General features: G+C 66.2%; 8 protein-coding genes. 5 read left to right on the forward strand and 3 right to left on the reverse strand.

What is annotated here, in order from left to right:
- The 4 genes from NP3_RS03525 to NP3_RS03540 are packed head-to-tail and all read left to right on the forward strand — an operon-like array spanning position 1 to position 5739.
- Positions 1-1428, forward strand: a complete 1428-nt coding sequence (locus NP3_RS03525; RefSeq protein WP_063037697.1) for an ABC transporter substrate-binding protein — start codon at positions 1-3, stop codon at positions 1426-1428.
- Positions 1425-2318: an ABC transporter permease gene (locus tag NP3_RS03530; protein WP_084508101.1), complete on the forward strand. Its 894-nt coding sequence runs from the start codon at positions 1425-1427 to the stop codon at positions 2316-2318. The genes NP3_RS03525 and NP3_RS03530 overlap by 4 nt, the downstream gene beginning before the upstream one ends.
- Positions 2315-3061, forward strand: a complete 747-nt coding sequence (locus NP3_RS03535) for an ABC transporter ATP-binding protein (RefSeq protein WP_063037700.1) — start codon at positions 2315-2317, stop codon at positions 3059-3061. Before NP3_RS03530 ends, NP3_RS03535 begins: the two co-directional genes overlap by 4 nt.
- Positions 3058-5739, forward strand: coding sequence for a fumarate reductase/succinate dehydrogenase flavoprotein subunit (locus tag NP3_RS03540; RefSeq protein WP_063037701.1), 2682 nt, complete (start codon positions 3058-3060; stop codon positions 5737-5739). Before NP3_RS03535 ends, NP3_RS03540 begins: the two co-directional genes overlap by 4 nt.
- 81 nt (positions 5740-5820) lie before the next feature.
- Here the strand turns inward: NP3_RS03540 and NP3_RS03545 are convergent, their stop codons facing one another.
- Entirely contained in the window at positions 5821-6186 is a 366-nt protein-coding gene (locus NP3_RS03545) for a hypothetical protein (RefSeq protein WP_157124050.1), read from the reverse strand.
- Between the two features lie 113 nt (positions 6187-6299).
- Positions 6300-6884: an NAD(P)H-binding protein gene (locus NP3_RS03550; RefSeq protein WP_063037703.1), complete on the reverse strand. Its 585-nt coding sequence runs from the start codon at positions 6882-6884 to the stop codon at positions 6300-6302.
- Positions 6885-6981: 97 nt separating this feature from the next.
- Between NP3_RS03550 and NP3_RS03555 the strand changes: the two genes are divergently transcribed.
- Positions 6982-7476, forward strand: coding sequence for a phosphoribosyltransferase (locus NP3_RS03555; RefSeq protein ID WP_063037704.1), 495 nt, complete (start codon positions 6982-6984; stop codon positions 7474-7476).
- Between the two features lie 94 nt (positions 7477-7570).
- On the opposite strand, the gene NP3_RS03560 is transcribed toward NP3_RS03555, so the two are convergent.
- Complete coding sequence (locus tag NP3_RS03560) at positions 7571-19147, reverse strand: helix-turn-helix domain-containing protein (protein ID WP_063037705.1); 11577 nt, start codon at positions 19145-19147, stop codon at positions 7571-7573.
- Between the last annotated feature and the right edge of the window lie 52 nt (positions 19148-19199).

A 19199-nucleotide genomic window follows, 5' to 3' on the forward strand; every position in this document is an offset into this window, starting at 1 on the left:
ATGAAGAAACGCCTCGCTCCCCTGCTCCTCGCCGTCGCACTCGCCGCGGCGGGCTGCTCCCTGCAGAGTTCGGACAACACACCCGAAGGCACTGTCAAGGTCGTCGTCGGCTACCAGTCCAAGACCATCAATACCGTCACCGCGGGCACCCTGCTGCGCGCCCAGGGCTATCTGGAGCAGCGGCTACAGAAGATCACCGACAGCGGCGGCGCCAAGTACCAGGTGGAGTGGCAGGACTACGACACCGGCGCGCCGATCACCGCGCAGATGCTCGCCGAGAAGATCGATATCGGGTCGATGGGCGACTATCCGTTGCTGATCAACGGATCTCGCACCCAGTCCAACGAGCGCGCGAAGACGGCGCTGGTATCGGTGACCGGCTACAACCCCAAGGGGGCGCTCAATATGGTTGTGGTGCCCCAGGATTCGACGGTGACCGGGATCGGTGACCTGACCGGGCAGAAGATTTCGGCCAGCGTCGGCTCGGCCGGGCACGGCACCCTGGTGCAGGCGCTCTCGCGGGCGGGTGTCGATCCGGCCAAGGGCGTCGAGGTGCTCAACCAGCAGCCGCAGGTCGGGGCGACCGCATTGGAATCGCATCAGGTCGGCGCACTCGCGCAGTTCGTGGCCTGGCCCGGACTGCTGGTCTTCCAGAACAAGGCGAAATTGCTCTACGACGGTGCGGAATTGGGTGTGCCCACCTTCCACGGCGTGGTCGCGCGACGCTCCTATACCGCCGATCATCCCGAGGTGCTGCAGGCCTTCCTCGCGGCCCAGCTCGATGCCACGAAGTTCCTGAACGAGAAGCCCTTCGAAGCCGCCAAGATCGTCGCCGACGGTTCCGGATTGCCGCAGGAGGTCGTGTACCTCTACAACGGGCCCGGCGGAACGTCTTTCGATACCACACTCAAGCCCGGACTGATCGACGCGTTCAAAGGCGATGTGCAATACCTGAAGTCGATCGGCGACTTCGCCGAACTCGATATCGATAAGTTCGTCGATCCAGCGCCGCTGCGCAAGGCCTTCGCCGACAACGGCGCAGGCGACTACGACCAAGCGGTGGCGGCCACCGTCAACCCCAGCCGTGTCACCGGCACCGACCCGGTCTGCGCGCGTCCCGTGAGCAATGCCGCACAGGCCGGTGAGCTGTGGCTCGACGGCACGGATCGACCGCAGCCCGCCGCCGATCCGACCTGCCTGTTGCGCGCTGTTCAGGCGGCCAAGGCGCAGGGCAAGGTGATCCGCGCCGCATATGTGCCCGATGCCGAACTCGGTACGCGCTGGTTCGCCGATAAGGCGGTGTGGTTGCGCGACGGCGACAGCTTCCTGCCGTTCACGACACCCGCGGCCGCGCAGCGCTATCGGCAGGCGCACCCGGGTGCCGCCGCGATCTCCTACGACCAGGCCGTCACGGAAGTCCGACCATGACAGCATCACAGAGCGCTTCGTTGTTGCGGGATGGCGCAGCGACGGGCGAGCTCACCGCGCCCCCGGTCGGCCCGATCGCGGCCGACGGCAATGAAACCGCCGAAGTACGTGGGAGTTCCGCATGGCGCACCCGGCTGCTCCAGGTGGCGTCGGTCGCGACCGCGATCGGACTGTGGCAGCTGCTCACCGCCAATAATGTGCGGTGGTGGTTGCGCTTCGACACGCTTCCGACGGTCACCGAGATCATCGGTGAATTCGGCAAGCAGCTCCAGTCGGACCAGTTCTATGTCGATGTCGCGCAATCGCTGATCCGTATTCTCACCGGATTCGGGCTCGCGGCCGTGGCCGGGGTGGTCGCGGGTATCGGTCTCGGCCGCTCCGGGCTCTTCGCCGCGGTGCTCGGACCGCTCACCGAGTTGGCGCGGCCGATTCCGGCCATCGCGCTGGTGCCGGTGGCGATCCTGCTGTTCCCGAGCGACGAATCGGGCATCGTCTTCATCACCTTCATGGCATCGCTGTTCCCGGTGCTGGTCAGCACCCGGCACGCGGTACGCGCGCTGCCGACCATCTGGGAGGACGCGCTGCGCACCCTGGGCGCATCGCGCGCCGATGTCCTTGTGCGAGTGGTATTTCCAGGCATCCTGCCCGGCGTGTTCAGCGGTCTGTCGGTCGGCATGGGTGTGGCATGGATCTGCCTGATCTCGGCCGAGATGATCTCCGGGCGGCTCGGCATCGGCTACCGGACCTGGCAGGCCTACACCATCGTCGATTACCCGGCGGTATTCGTCGGCATGATCACCATCGGCATCCTCGGCTTCGGCACCTCCGGAATCGTGGAATTGGCCGGACGCCGGATCACTCGCTGGCTGCCGAGGGAGGTCGCCGAATGACCACGACAACCGCACCCGCCACCCCGACCACAACCGGAATGCGGTTGAGCCTGGACGGAATTCGCATCGCCTATGGCGGCAAAACGGTGCTCGAGAACCTCGATCTGGCCATCACGCCCGGCGAAATCCTGGTCGTGGTCGGCAAATCCGGCTGCGGCAAGTCGACGCTGCTACGGGCGATCGCCGGACTGCGCAAGCCGGACCACGGCGTGATCCGCGCCGACGGCATTGCGGTGACCGGACCATCCGCCGACCGCGCCCTGGTCTTCCAGGACGACGCGCTGCTGCCGTGGCGCACCGTACGCCAGAACATCGAGCTCGCACTGCAATTGCGCAAAGTGTCGCGGGCCGAACGCAAGGCGAGCGCCCGGCATTGGGTGGAGGAGGTCGGACTCACCGGCTACGCCGATTATCTGCCGCGCGATCTGTCCGGCGGCATGCGGCAGCGAGTCCAGTTGGCGCGCAGTCTCGCCGGATCGCCGCGCGTGGTGCTGATGGACGAACCATTCGGCGCACTCGACACCCAGACCCGGACAACCATGCAGCGCTTGCTGATCGACACCTGGCGCGCGCACCCCACCACCGTCGTATTCGTCACCCATGACCTGGACGAGGCGCTGCTGCTCGGCGACCGCATCGCGGTACTGGGCGGCGGCGCGCTGCACACCCTGGTCGATGTGCCCGAGCCCCGCACACCGGCGGATCGCCGGTCGGTGAAGGCCGAAATCCTGGAGAAGTTGTGAATATTCCCGAGCTATCCGATCGGATCCGGCTCGACTGCGATGTGCTCGTCATCGGCGGCGGCACCGCGGGGACCATGGCCGCACTGACCGCCGCCGAGGCAGGCGCCGATGTGCTGCTGCTGGAGAAGGCGCATGTGCGGCACTCCGGCGCCTTGGCCATGGGTATGGACGGGGTCAACAATGCGGTGATTCCCGGCAAGGCCGAGCCCGAGGACTATGTCGCCGAAATCACCAGGGCCAATGACGGAATCGTCAACCAGCGCACCGTCTATCAAACCGCCACCCGCGGCTTCGCAATGGTGCAGCGACTCGAACGCTACGGCGTGAAGTTCGAGAAGGACGAGTACGGCGAGTACGCGGTACGCCGGGTGCACCGGTCCGGGTCGTATGTGCTGCCCATGCCCGAGGGCAAGGACGTCAAGAAGGCGCTGTATCGCGTACTGCGCCAACGCAAGATGCGCGAGAAGATCCGCATCGAGAACCGGCTCATGCCGGTGCGGGTACTCACCGATGCGGGCCGCGCGGTGGGTGCCGCCGCATTGAATACGCGCACCGGCGAATTCGTGGCGGTGGCTGCCAAGGCGGTGATCCTGGCGACCGGTCCGTCCGGCCGCTTGGGGCTGCCCGCATCAGGTTATCTGTATGGCACTTACGAGAATCCCACCAATGCGGGCGACGGGTATTCGATGGCCTATCACGCGGGCGCGGAGCTCAGTGGTATCGAGTGCTTCCAGATCAATCCGCTCATCAAGGATTACAACGGTCCGGCCTGCGCCTATGTGGCCAATCCGTTCGGCGGGTACCAGGTGAACGCCAAGGGCGAACGCTTCGTCGACTCCGATTACTGGTCCGGGCAGATGATGTCGGAGGTCAAGCGCGAGATCGAATCCGCGCGCGGGCCCATCTATCTCAAAGTGTCACATCTGCCCGACGAGACCCTCACGACGCTCGAAGGAATCCTGCACACCACCGAACGCCCGACCCGTGGCACCTTCCACGCCAATCGCGGCCATGACTATCGCACCCACGATATCGAGATGCATATCTCCGAAATCGGCTTGTGCGGTGGGCATTCCGCATCCGGCGTATGGGTCGACGAACACGCCCGCACAACCGTGCCCGGACTCTACGCCGCCGGTGATCTCGCGTGCGTGCCGCACAACTACATGATCGGCGCTTTCGTCTTCGGTGATCTGGCGGGAGGTCACGCCGCATCGACACTGCCCGAAGTCGCTGCGCCCGTTGAACTTCCGCAAGACCAACTGACCGAGGCACACGAACTGATCTACCGGCCGCTGCGGCAGCCGGACGGCCCGCCGCAGCCGCAGGTCGAGTACAAGCTGCGCCGATTCGTGAACGACTATGTGGCGCCGCCGAAGACGGCCGCGAAACTGTCGATCGCGGTCGAGACCTTCGAGCGGATGCGCGGCGAAATCGTCGAAATCGGCGCCCGCACACCACATGAGCTCATGCGCGCGGTCGAGGTCTCCTTCATCCGCGACTGCGCCGAAATGGCGGCGCGCAGTTCACTGACCCGCACCGAATCACGGTGGGGGCTCTATCACGAACGCGCCGATCTGCCGCAGCGCGACGACGACGAGTGGCGCTATCACCTGAACCTGCGCAAGAACTCCGATGGCGCGATGGAATTCCTGAAGCGGCCGGTCGCGCCGTATCTGGTACCGGTGCCCGGTCTGGATGACCTGCCGTCGACCGACCCCACTGTGGTCCCGGTCGCGCAACCGGAACTCGTCGCTGGGCGCGCACCGGCCGACGCGCCGCGCACCGTCCGCACATCGACGACACCACCGTCGCCACGATTGGTCAGCCTGCTGGCCCTGGATTCGCCTACGGTGCAGGATCTTTCGACCTATCTGTCCGATGCCGATGCCGGTGTTCGAGTGGCGGCACTGTCGGTGCTGACCGAGAACACCCCCGAGGGATTCACATCGGTATTGATCGGCGCGCTCGACGATGACGCGGCATCCGTTCGTGCGGCGGCCGCCGCGAGTTTGCGCGAACTCGTGGAGGTGCTTCCCGATTCGACCGGCCTCGCCGATCGACTGCACTCCCCCGACCCGGTCGTCCGGGCGACCGTCGTGGATCTGCTGCGTGCGCTGCGGGCCGGAACAGCGGCGCAATTCGTTGCAGCGCTGGCTGATTCGGACCATCGGGTGCGCATCGAGGCGGTGCGGGCTCTGGTATCGCTCGACGACTGGCAGGCCGTCTCGTCGGCGGCGACCGATGAGAACCGCGAGGTGCGCATTGCCGTCGCGCACGGGTTGTCGGCGATCGGCGGGCATGGCACCGAAACGGCGCGCTCTCTTGCCGAGGATCCGGATCCGCTCGTGCGTGCCGCCGCGCTGGCTTCCTTCGCGAATCTCGGTGTCGCGCAAGATGACACGGTGCTCCTTGTCGGCGCGCTCGCACACTCTGCCTGGCAGGTGCGAGTGGGTGCCGCGCGGGGTCTCGCGGGCGCGGACCCCGAATTCGGCGTCACCCCGCTTTCCGAAGCTCTGCACGATCCACACCTCGATGTGCGCAAAGCAGCGGTATTGTCGCTGTCCACCTGGCCGCACAGCGGGGCGGCGCACGATGCACTGAAGCTGGCGATCGATGACGGCGATGCGGATGTGCGCGCCTATGCGCGCCGCGCGTTGGACAGCGTGCATTCCTAGCCGTACGTTCGGCGATCCGCATCAGAACCATCCGCGTCGACACCGGGGCCTGGTGCGACCCCGCCTCGAGTCGAAACCGAGTCATGCGCAGCGGAATTGGAAGCCCGCCACCGGTGTCGTGCCGGGTGCCACGTCGACCTGAACATAGGCGATGCTCGCCAGCTCGCAGCCGGACGGAACGGAGGTGACCTGCGCCTGGTAGCAGCCGTTCGGGAACGTCTGCGCCACGGTTCCATCGCCCCCGGTCGTCAGGGTGGCCAGTACCGGACCGGCGGCGCACGTCGTAATGCCGACTCCGACACCGGTCACCGGTAGTTGATCTGTGCCCGTGGTCGCCTGCACCTTCAGCGGACCATCGCCCGGTGGCTGCGCACCGGCCGCGCCAGTGGGCAGCATCGCCACCAGTGCGGCACCGAGTACGGATGCGACGAGCAGCGTGTTGCGCAAACGGGTCTCCTTCGGTGGATGTGAGCTGATCCGGGCGATCGCCCCTGCCACCGTATTCCAAACCGACCGGCACGGCCACGACCCGAGGCCGCCAGCGTCCATCGCGCCGAGGCTCAGGCGGGATCCGCGACAACCACCACACCGCTCGGCGCATCGACCAGCGAAACCGTCCGCGCGGCAGCATCATCCACGTGCACGCGCGGATGATCGGGCAGCTCGGATTCGTAGTACGTACCCGGACCGTAGAATTGGCCGTACTTCACGACCACGCCGCCGATATCGAGCACCGCGGCCTCGTGTTCCTGGATGACGGCACCGCGCCCGGCTGGCGGCTCCCACGCAATGCTCTGGGCGACAAAGCGTTTCGCGCCCGCAGCCTGCGCGGCGGCGATCAGATTGCGAGTGCCCTCGGAACGGATGCGCGCATTCGCACCGGCGAGTTCCGGGAGCAGCGCGGCGTCGTCGGGGAGATCGGTGAGCTGATGCATCACCAGATCGGGCCGGAAGGCGGCGGCCGCCGCGGTCAGCGCGTCGAGGTCGTACACATCGCAGACCACCGGTTCCGCACCGGCGGACCGCACCTGGTCGACCTTGGTCGCGGACCGGGTCATCCCCGCAACCTCGTGTCCGGCCTCGATCAGCAAGGGCAACAACCGGGTTCCGACAACGCCGGTCGCACCGGCCAGATAGATCCGCACCCGATCCAGCCTAATTCCCGGACAGATAACGGGGAACGCCGCCGCGTAGCTGGTCGTATGCTCTATGCCCAGCGGTATCGAGGGAGATGGAGGATCCATGGCGGATCGGGAAGTGCTGACCTGGGAGCTGTTCGGGACGGCGAGCCGCGAGCTCGCCACCGAAATCGCCAAGGACGGGTTCGAACCGGATCTGATTCTCTCGATCGCACGCGGCGGCCTATTCGTCGCGGGGGCGCTCGGTTACGCGCTGGACGTGAAGAACCTGCACGTGATGAATGTCGAGTTCTACACCGGTATCGATCAGCGCCTCGACCTACCCGTCATGCTGCCGCCGGTCCCGCAGGCGGTCGATCTGGCCGGTTCGACAGTCCTGATCGCCGACGATGTGGCCGATACCGGCGCCACCCTCAAACTCGTGCGCGACTTCTGCATCGACCATGTCGCCGAGGTGCGCTGCGCGGTCGTCTACCAGAAACCGCATTCCGAGGTCGATTGCGAATACGTCTGGCGCCGCACCGACCGCTGGATCAACTTCCCCTGGTCCACCGAACCACCTGTCGTCGACCGGCAGACCCGAGTGCTCGACGCCTGAGCCGCGCGACTCGGCGCGCCCGGTGTCACGGGTGCACCCACCGACCGTGCGGAAACTCGAAGCGGCCGGATTCCGCGCCGGGACCAGGCAGCCGTTATCCGCCCGATTTGGATCCGGACCCGTCATCGAACCGGGACCCGGACCACGGCGTGGCCCTCGGTGGACCGCCCGATCGTTTCGACGGTGCGAACGCCTCGGGTATCCGGGATCCGCTTTCGGCGACCTCCGCGCGCAGGAGTGCGAGATCTTTCGTCTTCTTTCCCGTCCATATCTCGCCTACGCCCCTCCTCAGCATTTCGCGTATCCGGTTGGAACCGGTTGCGCCCCAGACCGCGAGGCGCATTCCGGCCTCGGCGGTCTGCCGCGCGAAATCCTCGGACAGCAGGGCGTAAGGGATCGCGACACCGTCAGCCCCCGCGCGGCGCGCATCGTCGATGATGGAATCGATCTTCTCGGCCTCCGGCCGCAGGGCGCTGGCCATCCATCCGGCGGCGCCACGCATGCCCTTGGCGACTACGGTCAGCGTGTTGACCATTGCCACGCGCTGCCGGTCCGGTGCCAGCTCCGCGGCTGCCGTCAATACCCGAAGGTCGAACGCGTGCAGCTCTCCTCGGATGCCGTTCCGCTCCAGCGTTGCCGCGATCTGCGCCACCTTCGCCCGGACCTTCGACTCGGACCAGGTAGGCCCCGCGAGCACCTCCACCGACAGTGCCACATCCTTGAAGGCTGCCGACCGGCAGATCACGTCGAGGGCAGCCACATCCCCGGCAGCCTGGCCCACCTCCACGATGATCGCATTCACCCCGATCATCAGGGCGTCGGCACACGCCTGCCCGGCATCCGTGTGCCCGCCTTTCCCGAGTTGCACTGCGAGCCTCGGCCCCACCCGTGCTACATCGGTCGAACCCACTGCCGCTCCGGCAGCCTCGACCGGCCCCGACCACAGGCTGCCGACCCCTTCGGTCGTCACTCCCGCGGCAGGTCCCGGCAGGTCGCGACGGGACCGGTGATCGCCCGGTGCCGCGAGCGCCGCGTCCAATTGCGGCGCACGGCGATCACCGGCCGCGTCGACCACACTCGCGCGGATGCGGTGCATCACGCCTGGATTGTCGACAGTAGGCCGGTGCTGCTCCGTGGGCACCTCATTACCCCGCCCGGCGAGGCACCATGCCGCGTGCCGCAACGACTCCGTGGGCTGTGCGGCGCCGACCAGCGAATACTGCAGATACTCGCCATGCCCGTCGAAGGGAGCCAGCGAATATGGGAAACCGCGTTCGGCATGTACTCGCGTCGCATCGGTGTCGGTGGCCGGATCGGTCCCCAGCCCGAATGGCCCGTCACCGAGCACGCGGCCACGCGCATCGGGCGCATCCCCGCCGAAACCGGTGACGGGGTCGTCGGACTGGGCCAGCACCCAGGAGCGGCGACAGCTGGCGTCCATGGCACTGTCGAACCGGAGACCGCGCCCGGGCGAGCCCATGACCACACCGTGTTCGAAGACACCGTCCAACCGGCCGCCGACGCCGCCTTCGGCAACGACCGGGGTCCCATAGCTGTAACCGAGCTTCGAGAACCTCGCGCCGGTCACCGCACGCAACGCCAGCACGTCGCGTGCGAACAGCCTGCCGCCGGCCTCTGCCAATCCCGGCCTGGAGGCCCATGCTTCCTTGTTGTTGGCGGGCGCTTCGTAGCCGATCCAGCACACCACGGCGACCTTGGTAGAACGATCGGCCCGCACCAACTCCTCGTACAGATTCCGCGCACTCGCCAGGCGGGCAGGCGCCGACTGCAACCTCGTATTGACGCCGTCCACGTACCAGATCACGTGGTCGGCGTCCTCGAGCCGGCAGTTGCCGATGACGAACGTGCCGGATCCGTTGCCTCCGAACGCCTGCGGATCCAACGCCACCGTCGCGACGACCGGCGCCGGGATGTCGCGGTGCACAGTGACCGAGCGGGTGAGTGCCTCGCCGACGGCGTACAGGTTTCGGAAAACCTGGCGCTCGGTCCGACTGGCGTTCTTGCTGCCCTTCGCATGGATGGCGGAGGCGGTGGCATATCGCCAATAATCGTTCGCGTAATTCGCTACCTCGGTCGGAAGTCCGGGGGCGTTGCCCACGATCTCAGGGCAGTACGCCACGATCGCGCGCTGCTGGTCGCGGTGCAGCGAATTCCACCACCGCTTGTTGTCGGCAGCGAGCCGACCGGCCCTCGTGAAGTCGTCCGGTAAACCTCGATGCAGCAGGACTTCGGGCCCCGCGCCGAGGCCACCGCGCTTCTCGATCGCGCTCCGGGCGAGGGCGGCGGCGCCGCTGGCCTCGCTCAATGTGGGCGTGCCACTGTGCGGGTCACGCGGCAGGATGCCGGAATAGACGGACTCGGACTGCTCATCGACCGCGCGTTCGATGCATTCGGCGAAGCGGACCCTTCCGTCCTGCGCGGGGTCATGGCGGGTAACCCGATCCGGACAACCGGCCAGGATGTGGCCGATATTTTCCAGCGCCTCCGACGGCGCCTTGGTGCGATCGTCGATATACAGAAGGAATTCGTCATCGATCGGCTTGCCCGCCTCGAACGGCTCCTTCTCGTATCTCTGCGCCTTATCGCGCATATCCTTCAGCACCGCATTCGTACGTCCCGCATCGCCGGTAGGAAACCGGCACGCGTATTGCACGCCTGGCGAATCCTTTGCCTTTCCGGGGGCGCTCGCCCGGGATACGACTCCGTAGTACATGTCGCAGGACGATGCGATGCCCGCAAGTGCATCGCTCATCGTCCTCAGATTCGGTTCGCCACAGACCACCACCGTGTCGAGGGTGCGGGCGGCCCACTCATGCGCCAGAGCCTTCTTTGCGGGTCGGCCGCCGTTGCCGTGGACAATCAGCTGGCGTTCCGGCCGTACCGCCGGATGCGGCGATGAGCCGGTGTCCACATCAGCAGACAGCACCGCCATGTCGCCAGCTAGGCGGTGACCGTCGGTCCCGGACCACACCACCACCCTGACCGGGCGCTCCGGGTTCTCCCGCACCGCGACCTCATAATGGTTGCACGCCAACTGCATTCGCTGATCGAAGCGGCGCAGATCGCGGTCGGTGCCGTCCACGTGCCACGCCTCCGCGACGGGATTTCCGCTGCCGAACGAAATCATGATCGAGCCGGTACCCGGGTCGTCGGCATCGAAACGCTCGAGCAGCACGGTCGGCACCGGCACTCCAGGTGTCACGACCGTCGCGGCCCGTTGGCCCGCCCGGATCAACAGGTCCTCGACATTCAGTAGATACTCCCGCAGCGCCCGCTCCCGGCCGCTCAGCTTGGTCGTCGCTGTCGCGATCTCGAGTGCGGCCCGCGTTTTCGCGAAAGCCCAGCGATTGGCCTGGTCGCGCACACCGCTCGGGAATCCGCCTGCCTTGCCGACGAATTCGGGCCACACCCGCGCCAGCGCTCGCAGCTCGTCCACATTCAGATTCCGCATCCGGCGCACGTTCCGGGCCGCGTGCTCGGCACATTCCTGAACGGCGGGCAATGGCCGTTTCGCGGTAGATCGCCGCCACCGGTACACCAGATCGTCCGGGCTGGCCCCGGCTCCCCAGTGCGCACGTAACACCCGATCGGCCCGCCTGCGCATCTCGGCATCGGGCGGAATGTAGGTGGGCAGCCCGGCATGCGCGTCGACCGGCCCGATGAGATCGGCGGAGGTGTCCGCTCCGGCACGCCCCGGCTCCGCCTGCGTGTCATCCTCGGGCCGGGTGCCGATGAATCCGCCAGGCCCGGTGCTCGGTCGCTCGTCGGCCGACACTTCGGCTTCCCAGCCGGGATAGAAGCGACTCATGAACGCCGCGGCGATATCAGCCGGGGCATCCAGTCCGGCGAGTAGGCGCAGCGCGTAATCCGGGCTGATGCCGAATTCACCCCGGGGGTTCTCCGCGCGCTCTTTCTGACTCAAACCGCTCAGGCTGACACCCGCGCGCGCGGCCAGCTCTGCGCGTGACAGTCCCTTACTCGTGCGAGCGGCGATGACCCAGTCCTTGGGATGACGCAGCCGGTCGGACCGGGGATCGGGTAACTCGCCGTCTTCGTCCGGGAAGTACTCCCGGATAACTGCCTCGGCCACCTCGTCGGGAGCCCCCAGACCCGCCAGCAGCCGTACCGCCATATCCCGCGTGATCGTCACACCACGCTCCAGCGAACCGATATATTTCGCCGAATTCGGCACGCCCATGCGAGCGGCCAATCGGGCCTGAGTCAATCCGCGAGCCAGGCGAGCAGCCCGCAACCACCGCCGGAACGGCTGGGTGCCGTCCGGGGTCGGCCACGCTGCCGGTGACGCCGACCCGCCGGGCGGATCAGCGGCGAACTCCTCGACCCGCGACGGCTGCGGGGCCGTCTCGGCCGCTTCTCCTCCGCCGCCGACACCAGCATGTGCAGCACTGTCCGAGAGCCTTGACCATGGCGTCGTCTGCGACGGCGTCTTGCGTGAAGACGCCCCCGGTTCGGGTGGTCTGCTCCCGATGAATCCGCCCGGCTTGGTTGTGCCCTCCTCTGGCGCCGAATCGGAGTGCGACGCCGATGGAATCGGCGGCTGATCCGGCTCCGACCTCGCCTTGCTCCACGGCGTCGGCCGGTTCTGCTCGTTTGCGGTGGCGTCGGCGGGTTCACGATGATCGAACGCAGCGCGCAATCGGGCGATCGTATCGGCGAGAATGTCAGTCGCGGCAGCGGCCTGCAATCCCAGCCGCTCGGCGGTGCGCGCCAAGGACATACCCTCGACCAGGTGCAGCATGACCAGCTGCTCCGCAATGGCAGGGTCGGCCATGTCAGCTAGTGCGGCGCGCACTGTCAGTGTGAAGTCGGTGTCGGAGAACCCGGCGGGAGCCGGATCGGCGGTGTCGCGCTGCCGGGACCCGTCTTTGCCGTTGATCGGTGCATTCAGCGACAGGGTTGGGTGGGCAAGGATTTCCCGAGCCAGCGCGACATCGACCACCTTCAATCCCGTTTCCCGCGCGATCTCGGTGTCCTCGACCGCTGCACCGGCGGAAACCATCCTGCCGATCTGCGCTTCTACTGTGCTCACGATCTTCCGTGTGCGGTTGTCGAGATCGGGGAATCGGAGCGCGAGGCGGTACCGCAATATTGCCCCGCGGCAGCTGGCCCAAGCATGAGCCGCGAACGACGCGGAAGGAACATGGCTGTGGATCGCGCTCAGCATTCCGATCGAAGCGGCCTGTACCGCGTCGTCACGGATATCCGGACGTTCGCGGCGCGCCACGGCATTCGGGACCCACGCAAACCTTTCGAAGATCTCGTCCCGGATCTCTTGTTCTTCGGGTGAACCCACCCGAGTCAGGACATACCGCTTGAACAGCTCTTCTTCGTCTCGATAGCCGGAGCGCTCGTACCGATCCGCATAGAATCGCTCGACAATCTCCAACAACAACTCGCCACGGATTCCCAGCGCCCGACACAGTTGCCGCAATTTCATCAAACGCGGAAGATACTCATTGTTCTCGATACTGGATACGGTGCGAGGAGGCATCCGAGCTTGGCGCGCGAGATCGGCCGCGGACATGCCTTCGTCGTGGCGTAGCGCCTTGATCCAGCGCCCCAGCAATTCGTGTGAAGCGGGATCGATATCGGCGGTGATATCCGAGTAGAAGTCACGCACCGCCTCGATCAGCATCCCACCCGAAACTCCCAGCACCCGGCAGATTCGCCGGAACGTACCGAACCGCGGGCGTCGATTCTCGGTCTCGACCTGTGCCAAGTACTTCGTGGACAGACCGGTCACACGGGCGAGTTCGGCGCGGCTCATGTCCCGGTCGTGACGCAGCGCGGTGATCCACTTGCCGAGGTCGTTTGCGGTCGGCTCGAGGTCGAGATCGATGTGCGGATAGAAGTGCCGGGTTGCGATCTGCAGCAGTTCGTCGTCAATCCCCAACACCTCGCAGATTCGCCGGAAAACCGCGAATCTCGGCACATAATTTCCGGTCTCGATATGGGCGAGATGACCCCACCCGGGCCCGACTGCTTTCGCGAGCTCGATTCTGGTCATATCCCGGTCGTGACGCAGAGCCACGATCCAGCTGCCGGGTGACGCGGGACTGTGCGTGTCCGGATCGAGACCGAGTTCGAGATCCGGATAAAAATGGTGTGTGGCCGTGCTGAGAAGCTCCGGCGCGACTTCCAGTGCCCGGCAAATCCGCCGGAAGATGATCGAGCCCGGTGTGTAGTCTCCGCCCTCGATTCCAGCGACGTATCCCGCCGACGTGCCCGCCGTGCGAGCCAGCTCGGCCTGGGTCGTATCCCGGTCATGGCGCAGTGCCGATATCCAGTTTCCGGGTGACGCCGGATCGTGCGCGGACGGATCGAGATCGAGCACGAGATCCGGATAGAGGCTACGCGTAGCCTCCGCCAGTGCCTGCGGTCCAACGCCTAATGCTCGAGCAATCCGGAAGAAGAGGTTCGGCGGCGGGCGATCCCCGTTCTCGATTTCCCCGATCCGCGTCGGCGTCACCCCGACCGCGCGTGCGAGGTCCGCCTTGGTCATGCCTTGGTTGTTGCGGTGCGCGGCAACCCAGCCACCCGGCGAATCATGCACGGCCGCATCGGTTTCGAGCTCGACATCCGGATAGAACCGCCGAGTAGCCTCGGCCAGCGCCTCGCCCCCGACTCCCAGCACACGGCAAACCTGCTGAAAAGTGCCGAGCGCCGTCCGTCGCCCGTTCTCGATATTGGACAGTGCGGCATTGGTCAGGCCCGCCGCTTGCGCAACGTCCTTCTGCTTCAGCCCCTGTTCGAGCCGCAACGCCTTGAGCCACGCGCCCCGCGCGGCGTCCAACGACGGATCGGACTGCTCCCGGGGACGGCTGCCGATGAACCCGCGAGGGCGGTTCCCGTCGCCTGGCCGGTCTTCCTCGGTATCTGCGCGAGTCGCCATACCGTGTTCTTCTGTCACACCGCGACGGTTTTCGGGTGGAGTGACGGGTGAACCATCGCCCAGCCGACCCGGCGACCCCTGCTCGGGCTCGGCGTTGTGAGATATGTCGGGTAAGGGTATCGATTGTTCGGACCCGTCCGCATCACTGACCGGCGAGTACCGGTCGATCAGGACCAAGTGCTCGACCGCTTGCGAAGACGCCGAGAAGAAGCCGAGCCGCGTAGTACCGTGAAAATCCATGAGCTCGAACTGCCGCTCATGCTGACTGACCAATGGGACGCAATACCGGCCGTTGTACACGCCGTCCTCGGCCATTCGACGCCTGATCTCGTCTTGGGCTTGCCGGATCAGCTCCCGATTGTGGTCGTAATTCAGCACGCGTGTTTCGGGGTCGGTCGCTAATCTCGCCGGTAGATCGACGATGTGTCGTTCGATCCATGCCTCTTTGTATCCGGTTCGGCGAAAGGCGTCACGGACGGGCTCGGCAACCGGCACATTAATTCGTTCACCCGTTACCGGGTCGGCAACGATGCGTTCCTCCGAAGACACTTGCCGACCGCTATAGCAAGGAATTATGTAGGCGTTGTCCAGCGAGTAGCTGTAAATGTTCTCCTCATCCGGCGGACGAAATGTCGCGTCGCACGACAGATGACTCTCTTGCTCGTCGGTTGTCTTGACTTCGTTGCGCAAAGGTGTTGTCTCGATGATCGCACCCAAGGGCATGACAACTATGGCACCGAGCGGATCCGGCAAACGCGACCGATCACCGAGGGAGTGCGACAATCCCGCATATCCGACGTACATGTTGAAATCCTCGGTGCCCGTCAAGTCGCCGGATTTGATGAAATGCACTCCGGAGGAATGGGCGCCGGTGGTATTGATGATTTCCTCATGCGCGGCCGAGCGGATCATTCCATCGGTGGCGATGGCACGGATGTTTGGTGTGAAGTGCAGATACAGCGTGTCGGCGGGGTCGACGAACCGAGCGAAGTCGGAACGGCGTCGAGCTGCCGCGTCCGCCACCCTGTCCGCCACCGCGTGGCTGGTCTCGGGCAGACCCATCATGCTGCATATGCGGGAGGTCACGTCGTCGAATCCGGCAATATGCCGAGCGTCCCGCTCCCGCATCACGAACCCGCGCAGTGATGTTTCGGCATAGATGCGCTCGAAGGACTTTTCGGATATCACCAATGCCTGGTTGACGCGGTGGGAGATGTGCAAAGGCTCACCGACTCGAGTGATCTTGTCGATGACGTCGTCGCGAGTACTTTCACCGCGAGCGAGTGCTGTGAGCAATGGCCGCAGTTGATCATCCGACAGGGTGCGCCATTGCGATGTGATGTGTTCACGCGCGGTCGAGACGGCAGAGCGCAGCGTAGCGATGCCGCCAAGTAATTCCTGCACGGTCCGTGTGGAGCCATCTCCGTGCAACAAGGTCCGCTTCAAGCCGTCGATCTGTTCCCGAACGCTGTCGTTCAGGGCACGGACAAGCTTGTCCACTTGCCCCGTCGTAGGTTCATCGGTCTGGAGCTCTGCAAGTTTGTCTCGGGCCGCCGCATGCAGTGCCTGGGCGTGACGATCCTTCGCCCAGGGAATCAACGCGGAGATCCCACTGTGCTCGATCGGGACCAACTCGGCAAGCACTCGTATATCGCTGTCATCGAGACGCGACCGCGCGGTGACGTCACGGAGGGTCGCGAACATACGATCGCGCCGTCCCTGTGGAGTTTCGGCGTATGCGTTCAGTTGCTGGTCCAAAAATGTCTTCAGCTCATCGGCGATACCGGTGAGCGACACCAGGTCCACCGCGCCCGATTCACTGATCAATGAGGCGAGAGCGTGCCCCAACTCGCGCACCTGATCGGTGATCCGGTCGGCTGCCTGATCGCGCTCGGTCAGTGCCACCGACAGGGCGACGGCGTGCTCCTCGGTGAGCAGAAGCTGCTGGGGAGAGCCAATAGGCCCTGCCACCCGATCGTCGGCGAAATCCCCCGTGCGGACGAACGGTATCTCGTTCGGCGATATGCGCTGGTGCTGCCGAGGTGACCGCGACCAGGGCATTGATGTCCGACGAGTACCGGCTTCCGATGCCGAGTGGCCGTCATCAGCGGCTTGGTCGACATCCTCCGGTGGACGGCTGCCGATGCGCCCGGACGGTCCGATATTTCCCGGGTCGCCGGTGCTCAGCCCTGCGATCACTCCGGCCACGTACCCCGGGGGCGGCAGTTGGGGTTCCGGTACGTGGTCCGGCGCCTGCCGGGTCGGGGCAGTAGCGTCCGAGACCCCATCGGCCGGGTCGCGCCCGGCAGCGATGGCGCTGTTTGCGGTTTCGGGTCGAGTGAACGTCACGACGACGTTGTGATAGTGGCCCCGGACGCCCTGGAGGAGATCACAACGGATGTCGGTGAATCCGCGGCGGGCCGCCATCCGCCCCGTGAACGTGCGACCGGCCGCCGCCTCCGGCGACAGATCCGGATTCTCGCGGAGCAAGGTGTTGAACTTGTCGATGTTGGTGGTCAGGCCGTCGTAGGTGTCGGTCCAGAAATCCTGGATCCCGGTGACCAGATGACCGATCTCGGCTTCCATCTGTGCGACCATCGCGAACCCCCGGGGTGTGCGTTCACTCGCCCGCACCTGCAGGCGGAGGATGCCGTCTTTGTCGACAGAGGCGAGCACGCCCTCCGGCGGGAGCGGCCGGCCGTCGTCGTCGACCAGGGGCGTCAAGCCGTAGTCGTTGTCGTACCGCCGGACGGCATGCTGGACGCCAGCGTTGTACTCGGCTATCGGATCGCCGCGGCGAGCGCCGTCGGGCGGACCATCCGACGGCCTGCTGCCGATCAAATCCTCGGGACTGGATCCGTTGGCAGGCCTGGTGAAGTCGAGCCGGAGACGATGCCAGACCTGGCCCTGAGGCAACGGATCGGCGGTCTCGACGTCGATGCGGCAATCCACGTCGGACAGGTCTCGGCGCAGTTGCTCAGCCGTCACACCCGCAGCGGGATCGGCGGGGTCCGGGCGGGTGTAGTCCAGCTGTGCGACCAATCGCGGTCGGCCTTCGGCGTCCTGCGACGAGGTCACGACGATTACGGGGGCATCCCCTGCCCGGGTGCGAGCGATGTCCGCGACCCGCAGTATCGCCTCGATGACGTCCAGGGACATTCCCAAAGGATCAGATTCGGGCAGTCGAGCCGCGACCGTGTCGGCGAGGGTGTCGGGGTCCGAGGCGTCAGCGCCGGGCCGGACGACCAGCTGCCAGCGGAACCCGCTGTACCCCTCCCGCATTTCGGCCGCGTGCGAGCGGGCGTCGCGATAGGCGTCCAGCGCCGTATAACCAGGGTCGTATGCCAACCGGTCGGCGATCTCCCCGAGCTTCGCGGAGTGGTCGCGGCGCATGTCCCGGTTGGCCAGCAACCACCCGTCCGGCGGCCGGTATCCCGTGTCGGGATGAACGAAGGTGGCACTGCCACGCAGGCGGTTGACGAGGGCCTGACGTACGGTGACATGGTCGTCTTCCGGTGTCAGACGTCCGAACCTGTCCGCGAGCCGCAGCGCCTCGCCGATGTCGCTGACCCGTGCACCCCATTCGGACAGGACTCGCCCGAAAACGCGTGCCGGGTCGAAGCGCCGTGACATCAGGTCTTCGAGGGCCAGTTCGATGCTCCGCACCACCGCGTCGGGCTCCGACAAACCCTGCAGGTCCGCGGCGGCGACCCACCGGGCAACCCGCATTGCGACGTCGAATTCACCGTCGGTCAGCTCCCCCCAGCGCTGCCGCATCTCCCCCACGGCCGCAGCGGACGCGATCATCTGGGTTCCGGTCCGCTCGTCGAATCCTGTGCCGTTCACCGCGAATGCCAGGATCCGCGCGGCGCTCGGGTCGAACCCGTGCGACAGGGCGCGGTCATGGAGCAACTCCGCGGAGCGCAACTCGTCGTAGCCCTCAGGGTTGTCGCTGCGCCGCCCGCCACCGTAGACGAGGTCGCTCCAGGCGTCGGCGGCCATCGCCCAAATGATCTCGCGCAGGCCGACGCCCTTCAGCACACCGTTATCCACGATGTGGCGCAGGTCCTCGGCCACGTCCATGCCGTTGTGATACAGCGCCGCCACCCCGAACTCACGCAGTTCGAAGGCCTCGTCGTGGATCTGGTTGACGCGACCGACGTCGGGGTGGCCGTACAGCGTCCGGTTGGCGAACAGTCCCTCGGCCGCCAGCCGGATCCCGCGCCGGAGCAACGGATCGCCGAGCTCTTCCCTCGGTATCCGCGCGCGCAGGATCTCGGTCACCTCGTCGATCTCGCGCTCGATGACTTCCGCGGGCAACGGCGGACGCGCCGGATGCAGCAGGTGATCCTTGATCCGGTCCGCTGTCGCACGGTCCTGCGTCTCCTGCATCCAGGCATAGACGTCGGCCAGCAGAGCGACCTTCATCCCACCCGCGGTCGGTCGCCACGACCGACCAGCCAGATCCTCGTGCGACACCCTGTCGGTCCCGACACCGGGCCACCCCACCGACACCCGGAACCGGCCATGCGCCAACACCGAGCGCTGTGCGCCGACCGGCGCCCAGCCTTCCGCCTCGCACTGCCGGTACAGCCACTCCGGAACCGACAGCTCGACGACATCATGCCCACCCGCAGGGTCCGAACCCGATATCTGCGCCGCCGCCGCACGTCCCACCACAACGCCGTGCTCGGCGAGCACCCCACCGAGCTCACCGACGTCGATCGGCCCGGCCACTCCCGGTATCCCGGCCTCCGCCGTTCCTCGTTCGGCGCGGCCTGCTGGATCC

Origin of the sequence: Nocardia pseudovaccinii NBRC 100343, from assembly GCF_001613225.1 — a bacterium.
GTDB lineage: Bacteria > Actinomycetota > Actinomycetes > Mycobacteriales > Mycobacteriaceae > Nocardia > Nocardia pseudovaccinii.